Source organism: Rummeliibacillus sp. JY-2-4R (assembly GCF_053847205.1).
In genome coordinates this window covers 1,323,770-1,348,861 of the sequence record NZ_CM132623.1, presented here as the reverse complement: position 1 = coordinate 1,348,861, position 25,092 = coordinate 1,323,770, and the positions used below count along the sequence as shown (strand labels likewise).

The following is a 25,092-nucleotide window of genomic DNA, read 5'->3' as shown; positions in this document are numbered from 1 at the left end:
ACAGCCCACAAGTAGGGAAATAGGAAGGATTAACACAATTATGATGATTCCCTTGCGCATTTGGAATCTCTCCTTTTATTGAAGAAAACAATGATAATAGGTAAAAGCAATGGAAAAATGAAATATAAATAGCCAAGATATTCCCTTATAAAGTTAATTCGATCAAAGCGGACTAAGTACAGAGTAGAAACTAAAATAAGACAATGGAAAATAACAATCATAAGCTTTGGATGTTTCCTCTTTTTAGCAAAGTAAACGACTCTTATATTGAACATATACAGAGAAAGAGTAATAATACACTCTGCAAGCCAAATATAAACGAAAAATATATCTAAACGTTTAACAAATGAAACTTGTAGCGACTTTAATATATAAATAATAGGTTCTGGTATTAGATTGATCTCAGACAAAGAAAAATTTGTTTCTGAGATAACAATAGAACTACCCATATAAAAAAACACCACAAAGTGGAAAATGAATAGTGGTTTACCTGCCACTTTTTCACCTTCTGCGACAAATTTTCTTAAATTAATAAAACATTCTATCCCCATAAATGCAGCAGTGCTTAAATATACTCCTTTCATCCATTGAGGTACTGTACTTGTGCCAATCGGTAAAAGATAATCAAACTTCAATTGAGGAAAACAAAATATTATAAAGAAAATGAACAGAATCATCAATGGAATGATTAACCCTACTATGTTAATGGCAGTAGCTGGTCTACTTAAACTGATATAAAGGGAGACCAACAGTATTCCTGTCAAAGTTACAAATGTGGGTGTATATTGGATAACCCAAGTGTTTAAAGTATATTGAATATATGCCAAAAAGCTAATGATTAGGATGAGCCAATAGGTAATATAGAGCCATGATGTAATCTTCCCTAATCGAAAATATTTATAATTTTTTTCATAAAATACTAACAGTAAATAATTGAAGATAGAAGCTGCAGCAAACATTAACCAAGCATCCCTTCCCCCTTTTACGATAATCCCTTGTTGAAAAGATATATAAATTACTCCAGTCTGAGTCATAAATACTATGAGAAAAAGTTGAATTCTTGTTAAGCGAAAATTCATTTTTTCTTTCCTTTCGGATCAAACGAATTTGGTTGGGGAGATGGTTTTACAAAAGGTTCACGGAATAGAGTCTGTTTCAGGTCTTTTATATTTAAAGGTACATATGGATAAAAGTAGGGAGCTTTTAAAGAGGTTAAATTAAATAAATGGATAAATAAAATGAATGCTCCTATTACAATTCCAAAAAAGCCCAATACAGCAGCTAAAAACATAAATGGGAAGCGTAAAATCCGAATTGTCGTATTTAACTCCACAGACGGCAACACATAACAGGATATTGCGGTTAATGCCACGACGATCACCATTACATCCGAGACAAGTCCCGATTTAATAATGACATCCCCAATTACTAATGCGCCTAATATACCAATTGATTGAACCATCGCTTGTGGTAAACGTATGGTTGCCTCTCGAATCATCTCGATTATAAGTTCTAGTAACAACGCTTCTATAATTGGTCGATAGGGAATTTCTCTAATTGAAGACTTTAGCTTCAGACTCAATTCAAGGGGGAATACTTCAAAATGGTAACTCACAGCTCCTATATAAAAAGCGGGTAAAAAAATAGCTATTAAAAAGCCAATCATCCGGACAGCTCTATAAAATGAATTGGTTAACACACGTCCATTATAATCATCTGGTGATTGATAAAAGGAAAAGAATGTGACAGGTCCAATCATTGCCGTTGGAGAAAAATCCGACATTATCACTACTTTTCCCTCAATTAAATTGGCAAACACTCGGTCAGGCCTTTCTGTATTTAACAATTGAGGAAAAGGAGAATAAGGAAATTCATCTAAATAATCTTCAACTGCACTAGCTGAAACGATGACATTAACTTTTTCCTTCATTATTTTTAACTTCGATTCCACATAGGATACCGCTTGCATGTCTGCAACTTTATCCAAGTACATATAATAAATGTTTGATTTTGTATCGGTACCAATTTCTATACTTTTAACAACAAAGTCAGGACGATTGAGTCGTTTCCGCAACATGGCCATGTTCGTTTCAAAACTTTCAACAAAGCCAACATGAGGACCACGAATAACGTGTTCGTTCGATGGTTCTTCTATTGCACGCTTTGGTATTTCTGGTAAAGTTAGATGAATCATCTGCAGTTCTGACATTAATAAAATGACAGTTTCTCCACCACAAACATATTCTATTAACTTTTCCATTTGGAAAGGTTCTCTCATCGAGGCAATTGTTTCTGCCCACTTTTTATCATCTACAGATGCTTGAAATTTAAGTAAATTAATTTGCTCTTGCACATTTGCTTTATTGACCATAGAAGTGAAATAGCATAAAATGGCATAATTTTCGTTAGGAAAAAAAATCTCTTTTACCTCTATATCAATTGAGTTATGAAAGGCAGATTTTATTTTGTCGACCATGGATTCTAAAAGTAACAAGATCTTCACTCCTTTCTAATCCAGTATGGAATGAAAACTTTTCTTTTAAACAAAAAACCAGCCAAAGTTTTGGCTGGTTTTCATTAATATATTAAATTATGAACCTATTATTATTTTCCGATAAATTGTTGAGTCCAGTAGTTACCGTTAGCTGAATAACCTACACCGATATGAGTGTAAGAAGCATTCATGATGTTCGCACGGTGTCCTGGTGAATCCATCCAAGCTTGTACTACTTCTTCAGGTGTTTTTTGACCTTGTGCGATGTTTTCACCTGCTGATTTATATGAAATTCCAAGAGATTTCATTTGGTCGAATGGTGAACCATAAGTTGGACTTGTATGATCGAAATAATTATTTTTTGCCATATCATCTGATTTAAGTCTTGCTGATTGCATTAATGTCGTATCAGCTTGTAATGCTTTAAGTCCTTCTTTTGCACGTTCAGCATTTGTTAATTCGATTACTTTTTGTTCAAATTGTGAAACAGATGAACTATTAGAATTTGATGATGTTGAAGATGGAGTGTTTGAACCTGTGTCTTTATTTGATGTAGAACCTTGGTTTGAACCTGTTGTTGGTGTTGATTCTTGGTTAGAGTTTGTTGTTGGTGTCGTGCTTTGGTTTGAATCTGTTGTTGGTGTTGTTCCTTGGTTTGAATCATTTGTTGGTGTTACGCCTTGGTTCGTACCCGTTGTTGGTTTTGTACCTTGGTATGAACCTCTATGTTTATAGTAAGCTTGTTTTTGAGTTTGCCAATTATAATCTGACATTGAAGTTTGCTTAGCTGTGTTATGTGTGATTGTTTTAGCAGAAGCATCAAGAGCTCCACTGTAAACTCCCACCGTCATTAGTAGGCTTAATGGTAATACCCATTTCGTCGTTTTTTTCATCTTGCATTCCTCCTTGTCTGCATCAAGCTTAACGCATTCTGGAGGCAAAAAATTGACCAGGGATTACCACTTTCTCCAACAGGGTTGTAATCTAGCATTCTAACAGGGGTTGATTTGGGAGAATCTTGTAGTCTATCTGATTATTACTATTCTAATTGGGTTGACACTTACTCCATTAGACTGATTTTTTTATTGGCTAGTAACATTAAACTAAGTCTAAATTTTCTCTAATAATGACAAGATTTGGTTTCATATCAAGTTGACTTATGATTTATAGCGTTTCAAGTATAGTCCTTAAATGTAAATAATATCTTAAATCTGCTTTATAGTTCAGTAAGTCTTGATGTAGAATATAAACTTTGTAAAAATTTTAATGGTATTTTCGCGTTAGAAGTTTAGATGATTTGCGCTGGGTTCTAATCCTAGTATTTCAAATGTCACTCCTACTTTGGTGAATAAACCCATCTATTTAGCCAAAATTAAGTGTGCATGACGAAAAATAATAATTGAGTTTGAAGAGACATTTGTGGGCGTTTATGAAACGTCGACTGTAATAATCCCTGATAATCCAACTCATCAACAAATAGTAGTGAATAAACAGCAGCTAACTCTTTAACTGGATGAGCTACACAAGTTTTTCCCTCTTGTTTTCAAACAAAAAACCAGCCAATGTTTTGGCTGGTTTTTATTAGTATATTAAATTATCAATCTATCATTATTTACCGATAAATTGTTGAGTCCAGTAGTTACCGTTAGCTGAATATCCTACACCAATATGAGTGTATGATGAATTCATGATGTTTGCACGGTGTCCTGGTGAATCCATCCAAGCTTGTACAACTTCTTCAGGTGTTCTTTGACCTTGTGCAATGTTTTCACCTGCTGATTTGTATGAAATTCCTAGAGATTTCATTTGATCGAATGGTGAACCATAAGTTGGACTTGTATGATCGAAATAATTATTTTTTGCCATATCATCTGATTTTAATCTTGCAGATTGCATTAATTTTGTATCAGCTTGTAATGCTTTAAGTCCTGCTTTTGCACGTTCAGCATTTGTTAATTCGATTACTTTTTGTTCAAATTGTGAAACAGATGAACTATTAGAATTTGCTGAAGTTGAGGTGTTTGAACCTGTTGCTGGTTTTGTGCTTTGGTTTGAACCTGTTGTAGGTTTTGTTGCTTGGTTTGAACCTGTTGTAGGTTTTGCTGCTTGAGTTGTGCCTGTTGTAGGTTTTGCTGCTTGGCTTGAACCTGTTGTAGGTTTTGCTGCTTGAGTTGTGCCTGTTGTAGGTTTTGCTGCTTGGTTTGAACCTGTTGTAGGTTTTGTTGCTTGGTTTGAACCATAATGTTCGCTATATAATTTTTCGAAATTATTAATATCGTTAGTAGATACTTTTACTACTTTAAATTGCACAGGTGAGTTTTGGTTTTGGTATGATTTCACCCACTCATATGCTTGTTGTTGTGCAGTTTGCCAATCACAATCTGACATTGAAGTTTGCTTAGCTGTATCTTGTGTGATTGTTTTAGCAGAAGCATCAAGAGCTCCACTGTAAACTCCCACCGTCATTAGTAGGCTTAATGGTAATACCCATTTTGTCGTTTTTTTCATCTTGCATTCCTCCTTGTCTGCATCAAGCTTAACGCATTCTGGAGGCAAAAAATTGACCAAGGATTACCACTTTCTCCAACAGGGTTGTAATCTAGCATTCTTATAGGGTTTGATTTGGGAGAATCTTGTAGTCTATCTGATTATTACTATTCTTTATGGGTTGACACTATTAAAAAAGAGTAGTTTTTCACTGTCCAATAACATCTAACTCGTCTACATTTTCTCCGATAATGACAAGATTTGGTTCCATATGTACATATTCTGGAAGCCATTGGGTTAATCCATATGCATATTGGAAAAGCATGGGATTTTTTATTCCTTTAACTGGAACATACCCTTTCATACGATAAATAGATTCAGGGATTGAACGCACCCAATCTTCAAATTCCTCTTGTGTAAAGTTTGCTTGTTCAGTAAATGTAACAAGTCGAGAACTTAAATGTAAATGATGTCCCAAATCGGCTTTATGAATATCAGTAGGTCTAGATGTAGCCTGTAAACTTTGCAAAAACTTCAATGGAACTTTCGCGTTAGTAGTTTGAATGATTTGTGCATTTGGGTTTAACCCTTGCAATTCAAATGTCACTTTTGCACGTTCTTCTTCAGTTAATAAATCCATCTTATTGGCTAAGATTAGATGCGCATGACGAATTTGTTCTAGAAATAGTGATCGTGTTTGAGGAGACATTTGTTGGCGTTCTAAAAAGCGTTTACTATCTGCAACAGTAATAATCCCTTTGATATTTAACTCATTCGCAAATAGTGGTGAATAAACAGCATCTAACGCTTCAACAGGATGAGCTGCTCCGGTTGTTTCTATTAGTAAGACATCAAAATTAGATTCTGCTAATAATGATTGAATTTGAGCTTCTGTTTTTTCGGCACCGGAACAGCAAATGCAACCATTTAAAATTTCTTTTAACGGAATCCCCTCTTCTACTGCTTGTGAATCAAAATTAAGCTCGCCTAGCTCATTCATCATCACCGCTGGCTTAATGCCTTGCTCTTTAAATTGGCGAATAATATCTATTAGTAAAGTTGTTTTTCCGCTTCCTAAAAATCCACTAAATAAATAAACTTCTTTCATATTTATCACTCCTGAAATTAATTATATTGTAAACTCTTTTTTAATTTTTGTATAGTTTTTGTAATTGAAATGTAATAATTTAATAGAAATATGCCATAAAAGAGATTCTAAGTTGATCTATATACCTAGTTATTTACCTCAAAATAGGATTTTTAGGACTAAGTAAAAACTGTTAATATTTCATGTTGTAATATTTTAACCGCCTTTAAATCAACTCGTCACATTAATAGAATTTGCCCAATCAGTTCATCCCATTATTAACTTCTTTACACTGTGTTAATACTTCAAATTAAATTTTAAGCTCGTTATGTAAAAAGAGCTGACAATGTACTCGTCAGCTCCTTTTTTCTTCTACTTATTTAATTTCAGTTTTTACAACTGCCATTGCTTTTTTCAATTGCGGGTCGTCTTTTTTAATTTTCAATCGAAGGTCTTCCATGATGGCATAAGATGTATCAGCTTTTAATTCGCCAGTAACTTTTAGCTTATGCTTTTGTTGGAATTGTTGTACAGCATATGTTGTAGAAGCATCATATAAGCCATCAATTTTGCCTGGATTATAACCTAATGCATTTAACATTTTCTCTGCAACTTTTACTTGATCAGAAAGCGATCCTTCTTTTAATGTCTTATCTGGGTTTAGATAAGGTAGTGAAGCATAGCTTGGATAGTTTACTTTATAATTTGGTTGAATTCCTTTTTCGTGTATCCAGTTACCTTTTGGAGTTAACCATTTTGCAGTTGTAAATTTAAGGTTTGAACCATCTGGAAGGTTTTCCGCTGTTTGCATTGTACCTTTGCCGAAGGATTTCTCACCTATTAATTTCACATTTGAAGATTCACTTAGAGCACCTGCTAAAATTTCAGAAGCGGATGCACTTCCTCCATCAATTAGAATAGACAGAGGTACGTTTACTTTTCTTCCATCTTTTGCATTTACAACTTCTTTTTTACCACTTCGATCTTCAAATTGAACAATCGGTTGTCCAGTTTTTACAAATAGGCTTGCAATATCGACAACTGAATTCACAAGACCACCTGGATTTTGACGTACATCAATGACAAGACCCTTCATCCCTTTACCTTCCATTTCATCAAGGGCACTTAATAATTCTTTATAGGTACCTTCTGAAAAGCTAGTAATTTGGATATGTGCAATTTTGTCTTTTTCCATAGTTGCATAGACAGTTTCAACAGGAATATCATCACGAGTTATATTCATCGTGATTAATTTATCTGCAGCGCCACGTTGAATATCAAGTTTTACCTTTGAACCTTTTTCACCACGGATTAATAGTACGGCTTTTGATGCTGTCATACCATCAATACTTTTACCATCCACTTTTTTAATAATATCGTTTGTTTTTATACCTGCTTTTTCTGCAGGAGAGTTTTTAATTGGGGACACAACAACAATATGTCCGTCTTTTTCTTGAATCTCTGCACCGATTCCTTGGAAACTAGAAGAAATACTTTCGTTGAATTCAGTTGCTTGTTGCTTATTCATATAATCTGAATAAGGGTCACCAAGTGCACTAATCATACCGTCCACTGCACCATTTACCAATGCATCTGTATCAATGTTTTTGTAGTAGCCTTTTGATATCTCATCATAAGCATTAAATAATTTTTGGAATTCTGTATTTGTAGTAGGTGTTCGAACTTCTACTACCTTTTTTTCTCCAAAAGTTAAGGCAAAGATTGTGATACCTGAAGTTGCAAGAATCAAAACAATTACCATCATAATTAAAGCAAATGGCTTCATACGTATGTATTTACCTGCTGGTGCTACATCTTGAGGAGTTTTTCCATTATGCTCTTTATGTGGTTCGTTTTGTTCCGGGTCAACTTTTGTTTTATCATCCATCTTGTTCACCACTTTCAATCTGCCAGTGTTTCAAACACTCTTATACAATAATATCAGGAATTATGCTCAACGAAAAGAAAAAGACTGCCAAATTCCTTGACAGCCTTTAGAAAATTTATAAATTGTCATACAAAGTTTCAATTAAACTATTATTTACAATGGAATAATACTTAATAGAATAGCAACAATTATCATGACAATCGTTGATCCGCATGCCCATTTCAAGAAGCTTCGTTGCAATTTACCGAAATCTTCACCAACCATACCTACTAATAGATAAGTAGAAGGTACAAGTGGGCTTAGAAGATGGACTGGCAACCCTAACAGTGAAGCTCTTCCTATTAAAGCAGGATCGATACCATAAACGGCACCAGCCTTTGCTAGTAATGGAAGGACACCATAGTAAAACGCATCATTTGACATAAAGAATGTAAATGGAGCACTAATAATAGCTGTTATAACTGCAAAGTGTGAACCCATTGAATCTGGAATATATTTAATGATTGAATTCGCCATCGCATCAACCATATGTGTACCAGATAATATACCAGTGAAGATACCTGCAGCAAATACCATAGATACTACTGATAATGCATTATCTGCATAGTTTGCTACACGTTCTTTTTGATCCTTTACATTTGGATAATTGACAATTAAAGCAATCGCAAAACCAATCATAAATAAGAATACTGGAGGTAGTAATTCAGAGATTAACGCATAAAGTAAAGCAATTGTTAACACATAATTGAAAATAATTAATTTTGGACGTTTAAGTGATGATACATTTTCTACTGTAGTAGCTGCAAATTGTGCTTCTGCTGTTGGTTGGTAGTTAATTTCGATAATGCCAACTCTTTTTCTTTCTTGTCTACCTACTACGTAAGCCATTAGTAAGACAAATAATACGCCACCAATCATTGCAGGAATTACTGGTGTAAATACATCGGACATTTCTAAATGTAACGCTGTCATTACTCGAGCAGTAGGTCCTCCCCATGGGAGTAAATTCATAACGCCAGAAGCTGATACTGCAATACCTGCTAAAGTGATTGGTTTCATACCAATTCTTTTATAAAGCGGAAGCATCGCTGAAATCGTAATCATATATGTTGTGGTACCGTCACCATCTAATGAAATAAGAAGTGCTAAAATGGCAGTTCCAATTGTAATTTTAACTGGATCGCCTTTAACTACTTTTAAAATCGTATTAATAATTGGGTCAAATACACCCGCATCAATTAAAATACCAAAAAACAATATAGCAAATAAAATCATGATTCCTGTAGGAGCAACACTTTTAATCCCTTCTACAGCCATATCACCCATACCCTTACTAAATCCACCGATTATTGCAAAAATTGATGGCACAATAATTAATGCAAGCATAGCTGAAAGTCGGCCGGACATGATTAGAACCATAAAAACTAAAATCATTAAGAATCCTAAAATCGCTAACATTCGAAACACCCCTTATTTATATGTTTTGTGAAAGTAGTTAAATTGTAAAACAAAATTACGGGTTTGTAAGCGATTGCAAAATAATGTGTATTAAAAAAATTTAAAAACTTTTGTTCATTTTGTTCACGGTTTTTTTAGTGATTCTAATTTTGAAGTTAAAATAAAAAATAGCTCATTTTGGAGTGCTAATTTATCATTTCTCCAAAACAAACTATTTAGTATAAACGAGGTATTAACTTAAATCTTACAATATTTACGTTCTGGTCTTCCTACTGCTCCATAGACGACCTCCGCTTTGCAACACTTAATAGAAGCCAAAAATTCAAGATAACGTCTAGCCGTTGTTCTAGAAGCACCTATTTTGAATCCAACTTCTTCTGCAGACAAACTTGAATCGCTATTCTGCAAAACATTTTTCACCTTATCTAGAGTAAGTTCATCAATTCCTTTAGGTAAGGTCATTTCTGGATTTTCATCAGATTTTGGTGATCTATTGAAAATCAAATCTACAAAATCTTGATTGATTTCATCTTTCGAATGCATCAGCTGATATTTATTAACATATTCCTCAATCGTTTGCTTGAAACGATCAATATTAACAGGTTTAATCAAAAAATACTCTACACCGTAATGTAGTGCTTTTTCAAAAAATTCTTTATCTGTTGCTGCTGTAATCATAATAATATCAGTTTGTGGATACTGTTTTCTTATTTTCGGAAGTAGATCTGTACCAAGTTGATCAGGCATATAGACATCTAATAATAGTAAATCTGGTTGTTGTTGTTCTAAAAGTTGAATTGCTTCTTTACCGTTTAATGCTTTTCCAACCACTTCGATTTCTTTAAAGCTTTTTAGAAACTTTTCATGAATAGCGGCAACTCGAAAGTCATCTTCAGCAATAACCGTTTTGATTTTCATTTCATTCTCCCCCTTGTAAATCTTTTGGAAGATACACTGTAAAGACGGTGTTTTCTGATCCATTATCTACTTCTATCATGCCACCTAATTCTTTGACTGCTTTATCAGCATTGGCAAGCCCATAACCCCTTTTTGACTCTCCTTCTTTTGAAGTAAAGCCCATTTGGAAAATAGAAGATACATCTTCATCTGAAATTCCCTTTCCATTGTCACTTACTTCGAAAACGATATTTTCCCCTATATCAGTGGCAAAAAATTTAATAATAGGATTATTAACACTTGTGACTGCATCAAATGCATTATCAATAATATTGCCAAGAATGAGAGTTAACTGAGAAAGTAAAATATGTTCTGGAAGTTGTTCTAAATAACTTTCTGAGTTAATTTCAAATAGTATTTTTTTCTCGGATGCTACGCCTATTTTCCCTAATAGAATAACTTGGATTTTCTTATCTTTAATCTGTTCAAATACAATTTGGTTTTGGATTTGCAATACGGATGTTTCACTTTGAATCATTTCAATCGCTTCATCGTATTCACCTAACTGCATAAGCCCTGATAGTACATATAATTTATTGGTAAATTCATGTGTTTGTGCTCTTAACTCTTCCGAATACGTTTTCATCTCAGATAACGTATTCATCATCTGTTCAATCTCTGTTTTTTCACGGAATGATGCAACGACACCTCTAACTCTTTCTTTGTCCAATATAGGTGTACAACTAACAATCATCTCTTTTTGTTTCCAGGATATTTCAATATCAATTTTGGATTTCCCCGATTTCAATACATCATACAATTCACTAGAAGGAAAAAAACCATCAACCTGTAAAGTCCGAACAGAACCATTGACACCTAACATCCTTTTCGCAGGTTGATTCATCGATGTAATTTTACCATTTTGGTCTATGGACAAAATCCCTTCTTGAACAGAATGTAAAACGGCATTTTTTTCTTTATATAAATGTGCAATTTCATATGGCTCTAATCCTAGTGTTTCATTTCGAATGCTTCTTGCAAGCAAGTAACTTCCAATAATTGAAATTAGCAAGGCTAATAATGAGATGAAAAGTTCCTTTGAAATATCATTAAATATTTGCTTTTCAATATCTTCCACCAAAAATCCAACAGATACGATGCCGATAATTTCGCCGTTTTTATTAAAAATAGGTGTTTTACCTCTCATTGAAAGGCCAAGCGAACCCTTTGCTTCAGAAATATAAGACTGTCCATTTAAAATGGCTCGGTCATTATCTCCTCCGACCATTTCCTTGCCTATTTTCAATGGGTCTGGATGAGAATATCGAATGCCTTCTTTATTCCCTATAACAATAAATTCTGCTCCTGTCTTCTTACGGATTTTTTCTGTTATGGGTTGAATTATTTTTGATGGATCTTCCGAATCAAATGCATTTGTGATAGATGGCATTGAAGAAATTGTTTTTGAAAGTTCTAAAGCTAAACGTCCTTTGTCATCAACGATTTGTTTGCCTTCCATATATGTATAGTAAGATGTTAATAGAATAATTAAAAGTAGACTTAATGAAAAAGTTAAACCTAGAATCCTAGTTTGAAGTGAAAATTTCCGCATTCGTCCTCTCCTTACTATTTTATTATGTTACAAATATTTTAACATTATCATAAGAATTTACTAGCACCATTTACTCTTTACGAAAAAGGACTGAGTAATTTCTATGTTAGAAATCAACTCAGTCGTAATAGATAATTCTTTATTTTTAATTCTAATATTTCTACATCCAGAGTTCTTAATTTAGATATGGATTTTCTAATTTACAGTATTTCTATATACCCTTCTGTCCCATTCACCCCGATTCTTTGTCCATCTGAAATCATCTTCGTAGCATTTTCCACTCCAACAACTGCTGGTAAGCCATATTCACGTGCGATAACAGCTCCATGGGTCATCAGTCCCCCAACTTCGGTGACTAGGCCTTTTATGGATACAAACAATGGTGTCCAGCTAGGGTCAGTAAAGGTGGTGACTAATATATCTCCATCTTCTAAATCAGCCTCTTCCATGTTTAAGATGACACGTGCTCGTCCCTCTATCACTCCGGAAGAAACAGGTAGACCTACAAGAGCTTCGAATGGGAGTTTTTCTCGTTTGTACTCACCTGCGATAATTTCACCATCAGATGTGATTACACGCGGTGGAGTAAGTTTTTCATATAATTTGTAATCGTCTTTTCGCTTGTTGATAATCTGGTAATCCAGTTTATTCGTGCTTACTACTTCGCGGAGTTCTTCAAAAGTGAGATAGTATATATCTTCTTTTTCATGAATAACGTTCGCTAGCACGAGTTGTTCGGCTTCTTTCAATAAAGCCTGCTTATAAACGAAGTATCGATTTATCATGCCGTATTTTGGATATTCTCGATACCCGATGAAATTTCGGATTAGGTCAATCATTCGTTTTGTTTCTTCGGTCTTTTGTTCACCATCCGGTAATTGTTTCAAGCGTTCTAATAACTCTTTTTCCTTTACCAAAGCCTCCGTGTGACCCTGCTTGAATATACGCTTACCAGCATTAGGTTCAAAGTTTTTGATGTTACCAAGAATTATAGGGACAAGTGTTATTGGTTTTTCACTCCATCGAGTTCTGGTAATATCAATTTCTCCGGTACATCGCATTCCGTATTTGTCGAGAAAAGCTATTATTGCTTCTCTAGCTTTCTGTCCACCAACAAACTTAACCAATCCATTCAAAAAGTTATCATCTTTTACATGTTGTAAATAATCTATTACTTCTGGAAAAGGGCGAATCCCATCTGCAACTTCCAATAGTGCCAGACCCATTTCTGAAGTAATGTTGTTTGGCACAGATTGAGAAAGCGTGTCTGCTACGTTTTTTTCACCTAACCACTGGTTCATTTTTGCATTGATCCATGTTGAAGCATTTATAGCAGCCATAAATACAGCTGAACTTTTTGGGTCAAATAAAATCTTCTTTAATTCCTGAATATCTTCTAGAATAAAATCAAATAAATCTGATCCTAATTTAGTTTGGATGTTTTGTTTTAACTCTTCAATGGATGATTGACTACGCTTAATCAAATCAGAAACGATAGATGGATTGTTTCCGATTTCCGCCGGTATATCTGTATTGCCTCTAGTTGGACTCGGTGTCTTATTATCATTTGGTAATGATTTTATAAAATCACCTCGCTCAATGATGTTCATAAGTGCGTCTTTCATGAGCGGATCGTGTTGTCCCATGGCATTTAATAAAATATTTCTACTGACAGGAGAAGCCAGTTGATGTGTGACATCAACAAACAACCTTCCACCAGCTTTACGCATAGGTGCTTTCGTTGTTAATAGGAAAAAAGACAATCCCAATGGTTTGATAGGGTCGGTCATCATTTGTTGGTGACCAACAGAGATATACACGTGATTTTCTTGGTCATTCGCTTCAGGGATGGGAAAAAGAGTCGTGATTGGCCGGCTCTGAACAATATAAAAATTATCATCAACCAAACACCATTCGATATCTTGTGGGCAACCAAAATAAGCTTCAATCTGTCTTCCAATGAGTGCTAGTTGTGAAATATGCTTTTCAGTAAGGGTTTGAGTCTTTTGCTGATTAGGATCAATCTGCTTTGACTCTGTTCCGCCTTCTTTTCGTCCATATATAGCTAATTTTTTAGTTGCTATCATCTTATCGACGATTTCATCTTCCATCACTTTATAACAATCGGCTGATACCAAGCCAGAGACCAATGCCTCTCCAAGCCCAAAACTGGCATCGATAGATAGTAATTTTCGGTTGGAGGTAATCGGATCAGCAGTAAATAAAACCCCTGCAGCCTGTGAGAAAACCATCCTTTGAACGATAACAGATAAATAAACTTGACTGTGGTCAAATCCGTTTTGCATACGGTAAATTACAGCGCGATTCGTAAATAGGGAAGCCCAACATTTGCTGATATGGTGCAAGATTGCTTTTTTGCCAATAATATTTAAATAGGTGTCTTGTTGACCAGCAAAAGAGGCATACGGTAAATCTTCAGCAGTTGCACTAGAACGCACAGCATAAGCATGTTTCTCTCCAAACTGGGAGATATGATGAGTAACTGCTTCAACAACATCGGAAGGGATTTCTACTTCCATAATGACTGTTCGAATTTCCCTGCTAATTTCAGCAATTTGGCTTTGATCTTCTAATTTTAGTAGTGTTAGTTGGTTCAACAATGCGAGATATGCCTCATTTTGTTCGAGGGCTCTTTGATAAGCTTCTGTTGTAACACAAAATCCTTCTGGTACATGTATACCATGAATCTTAGATAGTTCTCCTAATCTCAACCCTTTTCCTCCGACAGACAAAAGTTGTGTATTATCGATTTCTTGAAACTCTAGTACATATGGATTCATTTTACCCCTCCTATTTATCGATCAAGGCATATAACAAAAATTACTCTTCTAATTAATCTAATTACACTTAAATGTATCGCCGAAGCAACTTCACTTGATTAATACTAGCAGTTCCATAAATAAAAAACAGACTAAAAATGGTGGGTTAATAATGGTATAATTAAATTAGGGAATAGGACAGTTACTGATTGTTTTCGTAACTGTCCTTTTTTGTTTAACAAATTGTTTGAACTATCTTACCACGCAATAGTGAATACGTAACAAATTGGGAGTAAAAAGACGGGACTGGGAGTTGGAATTCGAAAACAGTTGTTCCGACAATCTCAAGCGAGTTGGATGTGACCTGGAGAGTGATTCCAAATCCTGATGAACAAGGTACTGACCCTCGTAAAAATAAATTTGGTTTCTTTTGAAAAGCCCTAAACAGCCCATAGAATACTATAAATATTGGATATGAATAGGTTGAATAATATTCAAACAATGTAAATATCAAAGTTATCTAAGAACAGTTAGGACAAAAAAATATACGCAAAACGCTAGATACTTATTCTCATATTGATATACGTCAAAAAGAACAAGCAACGCAATTATTTAATGAATTAAACCAATAAAAAAGCGACCAATAATAACCACTTTTTTGAAAATGGTCACTTTTGGTCACTTGTTAAATATTGTAAACTAACAAACCCTTGATACGCCTAGTCTTGAATAGCCGCTTCAAGTGCCACAACAATCATGTCATTGAATGTAGTTTGGCGTTCTTCTGAAGTTGTTGCTTCACCTGTAATTAGGTGGTCACTTACTGTTAATACAGATAGTGCTTGGCGGTTGAATTTAGCTGCCAATGTGTAAAGTGCTGCTGATTCCATTTCAACTGCAAGTACACCGTAGTCTGCTAATTTTTCGTTTTGGTTGTCTTCACCGTAGAATAAGTCTGCTGTGTAGATATTACCTACACGAAGGTTTAGTCCTGCTGCTTCCCCTGCTTTATACGCTTTACGTAATAAATCGAAGTCAGCTGTTGGTGCATAGTCGATTCCTTTGAAGATAATTTCGTTCATTTTAGAGTCAGTTGTAGCAGATTGAGCTAAAATGACATCGCGTACTTTTACATCACGTTTTAATGCACCGCAAGTGCCTACACGAATTAGTTTTTGGCAACCGTATTCTTGCATAAGTTCTGTTGTATAGATGGCAATTGATGGTACACCCATACCCGTACCTTGTACAGAGATACGTTTTCCTTTATATGTACCTGTGTATCCGAACATATTACGAACTTCATTATATTGAGTTACATCTTCAAGAAATGTTTCAGCAATATATTTTGCACGTAATGGATCTCCTGGTAATAATACGATTTCAGCAATATCGCCTTGTTTTGCGTTAATATGAATGCTCATACTTTGTCTCCTTTTCAAATCAATTCGTTATTTAATTTAGTCATTATCAATATAATGCTTCAACTATTGTATCAATAAAGTCTGACCTCTGACAAATATTACTCTGCATATTTTTCTTCATATAATTGCCAAAGTTCATCAAATACTACTGCACTCATATCATGATCCGCCTTTTCTTCGATATATCGAGAAAGTGTATGAAAATCCTCTTCTTGTTTTGGAAATCCATGATCATTGAAGGCTGCTTCTGCAAAATCAGCCTTTGCATCATTTTTTCCACCTCTATAAGTTAATACAAATTGATAAAATGATTGTTTCATATCGTTTTCCTACCTTTTGTCTACATTTATTATTCATATCCAATTTTCTTAATATAAAACATTTTAAATAAAAATTTTAAAAATCGCTGTTAATTTTCAATTTATATGATTATAGCACGTTAGATATTATCAATCTTCACTTATACTATTTGTCTTAAGATTTTTTAGTATATTTCATAATCCTATTGCATAGCTTTGAGTAAAGTGTTAATATTTCATTAATTGGAAGTTTTCATACAATTGAATTTATATTCTTATCCAGAGAGATGGAGGGACTTGGCCCTGTGAAATCTCAGCAACCACCATTATTGGTAAGGTGCTAATTCCACGTAGATGTAAGTCTAACAGATAAGAAGAACGACTTTCGTTTTTCAAGGTCCTCTTCTTCAGAGGGCCTTTTATTTTTAAGTAAAAAGGATGATGAAGATGACAGAACAGCATATTTCAACTCGATTAGCACAAATTGGCACACATACAGATCCAAAAACAGGTTCTATTAATACACCGATTTATTTATCAACAGCATATCGCCATGCAGGTCTTGGACAATCAACGGGATATGATTATACTCGTTCAAAAAATCCAACTCGATCGATATTAGAAAGTGGAATTGCCGATTTAGAAGGTGGAGATGCTGGTTTTGCCTGTAGTAGCGGGATGGCAGCAATCCAATTGGTGCTTTCCCTATTCAAAACGGGTGATGAAATTATCTATACGGATGATATTTATGGTGGTACATATCGTCTTGCAAATCAATATCAAGAACAATATGGTATTAAAGCTCACTTCACACCATTCCAATCTGTTGAAGAAGTAGAGGCAATCATTAACGAAAATACGAAGGCATTATTTATCGAATCTCCTACCAATCCCTTAATGCTAACAATAAATCTTGCTCCATTTGCTGAGCTTGCTAAAAAGCATAACCTACTATTTATAGTTGATAACACATTCCTTACTCCATATTATCAACACCCAATAGAGCTTGGCGCTGATATCGTCCTTCATAGTGCGACTAAGTATATTGGTGGTCATAATGATGTTCTAGCAGGGCTCGTCGTTTCCAAAGGTGAAGAACTATCTGAGAAGCTTCTTTATAATCACAATGCAGCAGGGGCAACTCTTGGACCAATTGATTGCTGGTTACTGCTACGTGGTCTTAAAACTTTACATCTTCGTATGAAACAACATACAGAAAACGCCAAGAAAATTGTTGAGTTTCTAGAACAAGAATCACTTGTGAAAGATGTATTGTATGCAGGACTTGGTGGTATGGTTTCCTTCCGCTTACAAAAAGAAGAATGGGTTGCACCTTTCCTTCAAAATTTACAATTAATCGCATATGCTGAAAGTTTAGGCGGTGTGGAAAGCTTTATCACATACCCTGCTACTCAAACACATGCAGATATTCCTGAAGAAGAACGAATTGCACGTGGTGTAGATAATACATTATTACGGTTTTCCGTTGGTATTGAAGAAGCAGAAGACATTATCGCAGACTTGCAACGTGTTTTTACAACAATTAATGATGAGGTGACAATACATGACGCAAACTAAACAATCTATCGAAACTAGCTTAATTACTGCTTCAACAAGAGGCGATTATGAACAAAAAACTGGCGCAGTAAATGTGCCAATCTATCTTTCTTCTACCTTTGACCAAGAGCATTTTGACTCTTTTGGTCCGTATGACTACAGTCGTTCTGGTAACCCTACTCGTGATGCGTTGGAAAAAACAATTGCAGAGCTTGAAGGTGGGACAAGAGGATTTGCCTTTTCATCTGGGATTGCAGCCATTGCCTCAGCCCTATTAACTTTAAATACAGGTGATCATATCGTTGTGACAAATGAAGTATACGGTGGAACGTACCGTTTTGTTACACAAGTATTAACAAAGTATGGCATCACGCATACATTTGCTGATTTTACGAATTTACAAGAAGTGGAAGAAGCAATTCAACCAAATACGAAAGTGTTATATGCAGAAACACCTGCAAATCCATTGCTTGGCATAACTAATATTCGTGGAATTGTTTCTATCGCTAAAAAACATGAATTACTTACATTTGTTGATAATACTTTCATGACACCACTTTATCAACGCCCATTAGATTTAGGAGTAGATGTAGTACTTCATAGTGCAACTAAATTTTTAGGTGGCCATAGTGATATTATCGCTGGACTTGCGGTGACAAAAGACGAAGAGTTAGGAAAACAAATCTACTTTATGCAAAATTCAATGGGTGCTATTCTAGGTGCACACGATTCCTTCTCATTAATCCAAGGAATCAAAACATTAAACGCACGCTTAGCACAATCTTCACAATCTGCATTGAAAATCGCCTCATATTTGGATGAGCATGAGCTTGTAGAACACGTTTATTATCCTGGTTTAATAGATCACCCAGGCTATGAAATCCACGCAAGCCAATCATCAAGTGCAGGGGCTGTGTTATCCTTTACATTACCAACTCGTGAATTGACAAAAGCCTTTGTAGAACATGTACAGATTCCAATTTTCGCTGTAAGTCTTGGTGGAGTTGAGTCGATTCTTTCATATCCTGTTACGATGAGCCATGCGGCAATTCCAAAAGAAGAACGTGATAAACGAGGTATTACAGAAGGACTTTTACGTTTCTCAGTGGGATTAGAAAATGTGGATGATTTGATTGCTGACTTTGAACAAGCATTTGAAACAGCTAAAGCTTTGACTTCAGTTCATAAATAAATAAATAAATAGTAAGCCTTAGTAACACAAACCTATGATAAGTTTGTGTTACTTTTTATTTTGATTAACACTCTCTAAAATATCAACGGGATTTGTTGGGATTTGTTTTGTCCTGTTTTCTTTAGATTGGAAAGAATTAGACCCTCGAATTCCACTACAGGTGGAGGCCATTAGGTACCCTTAGAACATATTTTGTTTTACCTAAAAATTAAAAAGCATGAGTTCAGTACAATACTGGACTCATGCTTTAGGCTCTATTGAGATGACTTTACAACTATTAAGCGCAATTTAATAAGTAACAATTTATCAATTAAATCATTTGATTTTGATGTAAGTTTGCTAGTATTCCGCCCTTTTCAACCAACCAATCATACTTACCGCTTTCTTCTATGCCGTTTTTCGTTACCACATATACTTGGTCCGCATTTCGAATGGTTGCTAGACGATGGGCGATGACAATGGTTGTGCGGTTTTCAGAAAGTTCCTCCAGTGATTGTTGAATAATTTTCTCTGTTTCGGTATCCAGTGCAGATGTGGCTTCATCTAGGATGAGGATTGGCGGGTTTTTAAGGAACATCCTTGCAATCGCCAAGCGTTGTTTTTGTCCACCAGATAATTTAACACCCCTCTCCCCGATTTCCGTTTCAAAACCTTGTGGTAAGCCTTCTATTAAATCGAGTAAATGTGCTTTTCGTGCGGCTTCCACGATTTCTTCCATTGTGGCATCCAATTTGCCATACGCAATATTTTCCCGAACCGTCCCTGTAAATAAGAAAACATCTTGTTGCACAATGCCAATATTTTCCCGCAGTGAACGCTGCGTCATTTTACGGATATCGAGACCATCAATGGTAATACCTCCACCTGTCACATCATAGAAGCGCGGAATAAGTGAGGTAAGCGATGTTTTTCCCGCTCCTGAGGGCCCAACTAGTGCAACTGTTTCCCCTGCTTCAATCGATAAATCGATATTTTGTAAAATAGGATGTTTGCCATCATAGCTGAAGTCGACTTCATGGAATTCGATATTTCCTTTTAATTGCTTAATAGAAACAGCGTCCGGTCGATCTGCTACATCCGGTTCTTCATGCAGCATATCTTGAAATCTTTTAAAACCTGCCATACCCTTTGGATACATTTCTAAGAGAGCACTAATTTTATCAATTGGTTTGATCAACACGTTTGTAAACAGCACGAAACTCACGAGTTGACCATAGGATAATGTTCCTTTAATGCTAAACCATGCTCCAACAATTAAAACAATCAGCGTTAGCAGGCGCGTTAAAAAATAAATGCTAGAGTGTGTAGAAGCCATAACGCGATAAGCATAAAGCTTTGCATCTTTGAAAATACTGTTTTGCTTTTCAAAGCGTTCCATTTCATGCGCTTCATTTGTAAAGGATTTAACAACCCGAATCCCTGAGATGCTATCCTCTACACGACCATTGACATCGGCGATTTTACCATACATAGTGGCCCAGCCTTTTTCCATATAGATATTGCTTAACGAAATAACGACAATGAGAATTGGCACCATGATCAATACGACAAGGGCCAGCTGACTATTAATATTAAACATTAGCAGAAAAGCGCCTATAAACGTCATTATGGCAATAAAGAAATCCTCTGGACCATGATGAGCAAATTCCCCAATGTCAAATAAATCATTCGTAATACGGCTCATAATATTCCCTGTCTTCGTATTATCAAAGAAACGAAACGATTGTTTCTGCATATGATTAAATAGCTCCTGCCGCATATCTGTTTCGATATAGATTCCCAGCTTATGACCTAAATAATTCACGATATAATTTAATACGGTACTCAGTAAGTAAACGAGAAATAACAGAATACTGATTTTTGTTATTTCTCCCCATTCACCTGTCGGTAATAGCGTATCGATGAACCATTGCACTGCTACTGGGAATGCAAGTTCTAAAATCGCTACGACAATGGCGCTGAAGAAATCAATATAAAATAAGCGTTTATGTGGTTTGTAATAGGTGAAAAATTGTTTTAGCATACAGATCCTTTCTCGCCTATAGTAAATCGTACGATAAACATACAGGCTTGTTTATTTGTGGATAACGACCATTTAAAACGAGATTTCCAACAGTTAAACCTGCCGGATTCTCAGGCATTTGCTGTAAAATGGCAAGGCGTTTAGCGAGTTCTTTTGTTTTGTAATTTGCAATCGATTCGCCATCTAAGTATATAGTACCTTTTGCATATGGAATAATGCGAGTCTTTGCCTTTAATAGCGTAGATTTCACACAACCATTTTGCCCGATAATCATAGTAATTTCACCGACTTTAAATTCTTAAATATCATCTTCAATTGCATGCAAATAAAAAAACATTCAAGATAATTTCATCCTAAATGTCTTTTTCGACAAACTCAACCAACAAAGTATCAAACGTCTTTGTTGGTTAGCTTTCATTTATATTAATTTTGCGTCACTATTTTTTAGCTTACTTTGCATCAAATAGCTTTTTATAATCCCCATAACCTTCTTCATCAAGTTTACTTGTTGGGATAAAGCGTAATGCAGCGGAGTTGATGCAGTAGCGTAAGCCGCCTGCTTCTCGTGGTCCATCTGGGAAAACGTGTCCAAGATGTGATTCGGCATCTTTACTACGGACTTCTGTGCGTCTCATGCCGAAGCTTGTATCGAAATGTTCTGTCACGTTTTCTTGATTTAACGGTTTTGTAAATGCGGGCCAGCCACATCCTGAGTTGTATTTATCTTTTGATGAAAATAATGGTTCACCTGAGACAATATCTACATATAATCCTTCTTCAAAATGTTCATCAAACTCATTTCGGAATGGTGGCTCGGTACCATGTTCTTGTGTGACATGGTATTGCATAGGTGTTAGTTCTTTTAGTCTTTCTTCCTTATTCATCATGATTCCCCCAATGTTGCTGTTGAAATGCCACGCGACCTGAACCCACTGCATAGCGTTCGTAATGTTCTTTGTTTTTCTTATAATAATATTGATGATAGTCTTCTGCTTTATAAAATGGCTTAGCTTCTAGTATTTTAGTGGCAATTGGTTGATTGAATTTTCCAGATTCTTCAAGTGCTTTCTTTGATGCTTCTGCAATTTTTCTTTGTTCTTCGCTATGATAGAAAATGGCAGTCATATAAGATTTTCCACGGTCAAAAAATTGTCCACCAGCATCTGTCGGATCGATTAATGTCCAAAACGTTTCAACTAATTTTTCATATGGATAAACTTCTGGATCAAAAGTGATTTGAACAGCTTCTAAATGTCCTGTTAAATCTGTACAAACTTGTTGATAGCTAGGATTTTCAATAAATCCTCCTGTATAACCAGAAATGACTGATTCGATACCAGGTTGTTCGTCAAAAGGTTTGACCATACACCAGAAGCATCCACCAGCAAATGTTGCAATTTGAGAAGTCATTGCGATACCTCCTGTTCGTTCGGAATTACTACATCAAGTATAATCCGTTTTTCTTGTAAATTAAATTCTTTTGCTTCAACCCGCGCTTTTAAATTTTCTCCAATCGGAATATCCATCTCCGTTAAATTTAAATAGATTTGTTCTTTATCTGGTTGAATAATCATCCATTTCGGTAAATCAACGGAATCCTTCAGTAACTTCAGCGCTGAATTGGGTGGGATATCAAGCATTCCAACTTCTACCGTCTTTTGCTTTAGCAATAAGTTACCCTTTTCTATAGAAGGTTCAAACGTCATCACAATGGGCAATTCCATTTCAAAAACAGTTAAAGTACTTTGTAAAGTTACTTCACGATCCACATACATTTGCACTGGAATCTTCGATGTTTTCATTGAATTCGCTATTAATTGGTTGGCCATATGTTCGAATTCTTTTGGAGTCGTTTCAACTTTGAGATGGCTACCAGTAGGGAAAGCTTTTAAGCTTGGTGATGGCATATCATCGATTGGTTTTGTAATTAGATAGACAACGAAAATAATGGATGCTATCACAAGTGTAAATAGTAGTAAAAAGGCCACCTTCCATTTATTCATCCGTGGTATCCTCCCTGAAGTCAAATTGACCTAGTGATAGTTTATTAAGATCAATTTCATGTAAAGTTTTTATAATTCTTGCCGTCATTTGGTCATAGCCTTTTGCATTTGGATGGAAAAAGTCAGTATGATAAACTAAATTGTCATTTGTTTCAAATAAGTCTTCTACATTTACATACACTGCATGAGCATCACCATCTGCAAATCCACGTATATCTGAATTCCATTCTTGCATGATCGTATTCATATCTGATTTCTGTTTTGTAAAAATAGATAGAGGATTGTAAACGCCAATTAAAATGATAGGAGCATTTGCATTCCGCTCTCTAATCAGCTTCATAATTGTTGCATATCTCATTTGGAAATCCGGTCTTTCTGCATCAAAGACTTCTTTCTTTAAATCAGTAATATTGGCACGAACAATTTTCATCAAATCATTACCACCAATTGTTAAAGTTATAATATTAGCCCTATGTAATTCGTCATCGATATCACCGGATTTAAGTTGAGCGATAAGTTGTTGTGTTGTTCGCCCTCTTTTAGCTGTGTCGATCACCTTTACCGATTTTACTCCTTGCCATGTCTCTATCTCTTTTTTAAAACGACCAACATATCCTTGCCTATTTGTTTCATCACCAACACCTACAGTCAAGGAGTCGCCTAATCCTACATACCGTACGTCTTTTAGTTTTAACATTTTCATAACGGTAATCTTATCTGATCCTTGCTCATTCCCCTTATCGCCAAAGAATTGGCATCCAGTTACCAAAATAACACATAACATTAGTATTACCCATTTTTTCAATTTCTAAATCTTCCTTTCATGTCGACGTTGTCGCTTATAATGAAAAGAAGCAGGGAATATTGTCTTCCCTGCCGCCTATAATTAGTCCGTATAGTATGAAAAGCCAACTGCTCCTGGCCCAGTGTGTGTACTAATGATTGGCGACGTATAGCCAAATTTTACATCAACATAGCCTTGCACTTCAATCATTGATTTTAGTGGGTCAGCTATTTTGCGGCCCTCTGCATGTGCAATACCCACACCTTTAATTACTTTTCCTTTCGTATCTTCCTGGAATTGATTAAACATATATTTTACAGCTTGTTTATGACTTCTTACTTTTGCAACAGGAGTATACGTTCCGTCAACAAGAGAAGCGATTGGTTTAATATTTAATAATGACCCAATTAAACCAGTTCCTTTTCCGATACGACCACCTTTTACTAAGTGATCTAATGTATCTACAACTATATAGAGATTTGTATTCTTACGCACTTGGTCTAAACGTTTTACAATCTCCTCCATTGTTCTACCTTCCTTAGCCATAATAGCTGCTTCTATAACTTGGAAGCTAAGGCCAAAGGAAGTAAACTCTGAATCAACCACAACGACATTTGTCTTTGATATAGAAGCAGCTGTTTGGGCAGATTTAACTGTGCCACTTAAACTCCCCGCCATTGTAATGACAATTACTTCATCGCCTTCATGACCCAGTTCGTCAAATAATTCATTGAATACACCTACTGCAGGCTGTGAACTTTTTGGTAATTCAGATGAATTGGCCATTTTTTCAAAAAATTCAGGCGCCCCTATATCTACTCCATCCGTATATGTTTTGTTGTTAATTTGAATAGTTAATGGTACTACATGAATTTGATATCGATTGATTTCTTCTTTAGTTAATTCGCTGGTCGAGTCCGTTACGACATGAATTCGTCCCACATTTACACATCCTTTAATTGTTTGCCTCATTCTAAATCTAAATGATATTGCTCTATAGTAAAATGAAAGCCTTGTCATCATTTTACTAAGCAAAAAGCAATCAGGCATGTGACATTTGTCAATTGTCTTGAATAATTAATGGATAGTGATGTATTATATGCACTT

The 25,092-nt window shown here is 35.3% G+C and carries 20 protein-coding genes, 1 pseudogene and 1 riboswitch; of the genes and pseudogenes, 2 read left to right on the top strand and 19 right to left on the bottom strand.

Annotated elements, in window-relative coordinates:
- Positions 1 to 38 precede the first annotated feature (38 nt).
- The 12 genes from ACWV26_RS06385 to ACWV26_RS06330 form a co-directional block, all read right to left on the bottom strand.
- On the bottom strand, positions 39 to 1,079 hold the full coding sequence (locus ACWV26_RS06385; protein WP_455897514.1) for a GerAB/ArcD/ProY family transporter: 1,041 nt from the start codon (positions 1,077 to 1,079) through the stop codon (positions 39 to 41).
- Entirely contained in the window at positions 1,076 to 2,503 is a 1,428-nt protein-coding gene (locus tag ACWV26_RS06380) for a spore germination protein (protein ID WP_455897513.1), read from the bottom strand. The genes ACWV26_RS06385 and ACWV26_RS06380 overlap by 4 nt, the downstream gene beginning before the upstream one ends.
- A 101-nt stretch (positions 2,504 to 2,604) precedes the next feature.
- On the bottom strand, positions 2,605 to 3,387 hold the full coding sequence (locus ACWV26_RS06375; RefSeq protein WP_455897512.1) for a CAP domain-containing protein: 783 nt from the start codon (positions 3,385 to 3,387) through the stop codon (positions 2,605 to 2,607).
- A gap of 715 nt (positions 3,388 to 4,102) precedes the next feature.
- On the bottom strand, positions 4,103 to 5,002 hold the full coding sequence (locus ACWV26_RS06370; protein WP_455897511.1) for a CAP domain-containing protein: 900 nt from the start codon (positions 5,000 to 5,002) through the stop codon (positions 4,103 to 4,105).
- Between the two features lie 187 nt (positions 5,003 to 5,189).
- Positions 5,190 to 6,089, bottom strand: coding sequence for a CobW family GTP-binding protein (locus tag ACWV26_RS06365; RefSeq protein WP_455897510.1), 900 nt, complete (start codon positions 6,087 to 6,089; stop codon positions 5,190 to 5,192).
- Positions 6,090 to 6,444: 355 nt separating this feature from the next.
- A complete protein-coding gene (locus ACWV26_RS06360) occupies positions 6,445 to 7,956 on the bottom strand; it encodes a lmo1851 family serine protease (RefSeq protein WP_455897509.1) in 1,512 nt (503 codons plus the stop codon).
- A 153-nt stretch (positions 7,957 to 8,109) separates the two neighbouring features.
- Positions 8,110 to 9,414 carry a CitMHS family transporter gene (locus ACWV26_RS06355; RefSeq protein ID WP_455897508.1) on the bottom strand — a complete coding sequence of 435 codons (1,305 nt, stop codon included), beginning with the start codon at positions 9,412 to 9,414 and terminating at the stop codon, positions 8,110 to 8,112.
- A gap of 237 nt (positions 9,415 to 9,651) precedes the next feature.
- Positions 9,652 to 10,332: a response regulator gene (locus ACWV26_RS06350; RefSeq protein WP_455897507.1), complete on the bottom strand. Its 681-nt coding sequence runs from the start codon at positions 10,330 to 10,332 to the stop codon at positions 9,652 to 9,654.
- Between the two features lies 1 nt (position 10,333).
- On the bottom strand, positions 10,334 to 11,923 hold the full coding sequence (locus ACWV26_RS06345; protein WP_455897506.1) for an ATP-binding protein: 1,590 nt from the start codon (positions 11,921 to 11,923) through the stop codon (positions 10,334 to 10,336).
- 200 nt (positions 11,924 to 12,123) lie between these two features.
- On the bottom strand, positions 12,124 to 14,724 hold the full coding sequence (ppsA, locus tag ACWV26_RS06340) for a phosphoenolpyruvate synthase (protein ID WP_455897505.1): 2,601 nt from the start codon (positions 14,722 to 14,724) through the stop codon (positions 12,124 to 12,126).
- A 698-nt stretch (positions 14,725 to 15,422) separates the two neighbouring features.
- Positions 15,423 to 16,127: a purine-nucleoside phosphorylase gene (deoD, locus tag ACWV26_RS06335; protein ID WP_455897504.1), complete on the bottom strand. Its 705-nt coding sequence runs from the start codon at positions 16,125 to 16,127 to the stop codon at positions 15,423 to 15,425.
- Between the two features lie 98 nt (positions 16,128 to 16,225).
- Positions 16,226 to 16,447 carry a YozE family protein gene (locus tag ACWV26_RS06330; RefSeq protein ID WP_455897503.1) on the bottom strand — a complete coding sequence of 74 codons (222 nt, stop codon included), beginning with the start codon at positions 16,445 to 16,447 and terminating at the stop codon, positions 16,226 to 16,228.
- A 251-nt stretch (positions 16,448 to 16,698) separates the two neighbouring features.
- A riboswitch (SAM riboswitch) is annotated at positions 16,699 to 16,802 on the top strand.
- 71 nt (positions 16,803 to 16,873) lie between these two features.
- Here ACWV26_RS06330 and ACWV26_RS06325 point away from each other — a divergent pair.
- On the top strand, positions 16,874 to 18,004 hold the full coding sequence (locus tag ACWV26_RS06325) for a methionine biosynthesis PLP-dependent protein (RefSeq protein WP_455897502.1): 1,131 nt from the start codon (positions 16,874 to 16,876) through the stop codon (positions 18,002 to 18,004).
- Entirely contained in the window at positions 17,991 to 19,175 is a 1,185-nt protein-coding gene (locus ACWV26_RS06320; protein WP_455897501.1) for an aminotransferase class I/II-fold pyridoxal phosphate-dependent enzyme, read from the top strand. The genes ACWV26_RS06325 and ACWV26_RS06320 overlap by 14 nt, the downstream gene beginning before the upstream one ends.
- Positions 19,176 to 19,485: 310 nt before the next feature.
- Here the strand turns inward: ACWV26_RS06320 and ACWV26_RS06315 are convergent, their stop codons facing one another.
- The 7 genes and pseudogenes from ACWV26_RS06315 to ACWV26_RS06285 form a co-directional block, all read right to left on the bottom strand.
- Positions 19,486 to 21,198 (bottom strand): ABC transporter ATP-binding protein, encoded by a 1,713-nt coding sequence (locus ACWV26_RS06315; RefSeq protein ID WP_455897500.1) that lies wholly within the window; start codon positions 21,196 to 21,198, stop codon positions 19,486 to 19,488.
- 16 nt (positions 21,199 to 21,214) lie between these two features.
- Positions 21,215 to 21,481: pseudogene (locus tag ACWV26_RS06310) on the bottom strand (ATP-binding cassette domain-containing protein); the annotation flags it as partial.
- Positions 21,482 to 21,647: 166 nt separating this feature from the next.
- Positions 21,648 to 22,082 carry a peptide-methionine (R)-S-oxide reductase MsrB gene (gene msrB / locus ACWV26_RS06305; protein ID WP_455897499.1) on the bottom strand — a complete coding sequence of 145 codons (435 nt, stop codon included), beginning with the start codon at positions 22,080 to 22,082 and terminating at the stop codon, positions 21,648 to 21,650.
- Positions 22,075 to 22,608, bottom strand: a complete 534-nt coding sequence (gene msrA, locus ACWV26_RS06300; RefSeq protein WP_455897498.1) for a peptide-methionine (S)-S-oxide reductase MsrA — start codon at positions 22,606 to 22,608, stop codon at positions 22,075 to 22,077. Before msrA ends, msrB begins: the two co-directional genes overlap by 8 nt.
- Positions 22,605 to 23,201: a YpmS family protein gene (locus ACWV26_RS06295; RefSeq protein WP_455897497.1), complete on the bottom strand. Its 597-nt coding sequence runs from the start codon at positions 23,199 to 23,201 to the stop codon at positions 22,605 to 22,607. The genes msrA and ACWV26_RS06295 overlap by 4 nt, the downstream gene beginning before the upstream one ends.
- Positions 23,194 to 24,006 carry a GDSL-type esterase/lipase family protein gene (locus ACWV26_RS06290; RefSeq protein WP_455897496.1) on the bottom strand — a complete coding sequence of 271 codons (813 nt, stop codon included), beginning with the start codon at positions 24,004 to 24,006 and terminating at the stop codon, positions 23,194 to 23,196. Before ACWV26_RS06290 ends, ACWV26_RS06295 begins: the two co-directional genes overlap by 8 nt.
- An 81-nt stretch (positions 24,007 to 24,087) precedes the next feature.
- Positions 24,088 to 24,927 (bottom strand): DegV family protein, encoded by an 840-nt coding sequence (locus ACWV26_RS06285; protein WP_455897495.1) that lies wholly within the window; start codon positions 24,925 to 24,927, stop codon positions 24,088 to 24,090.
- Positions 24,928 to 25,092: the final 165 nt, after the last annotated feature.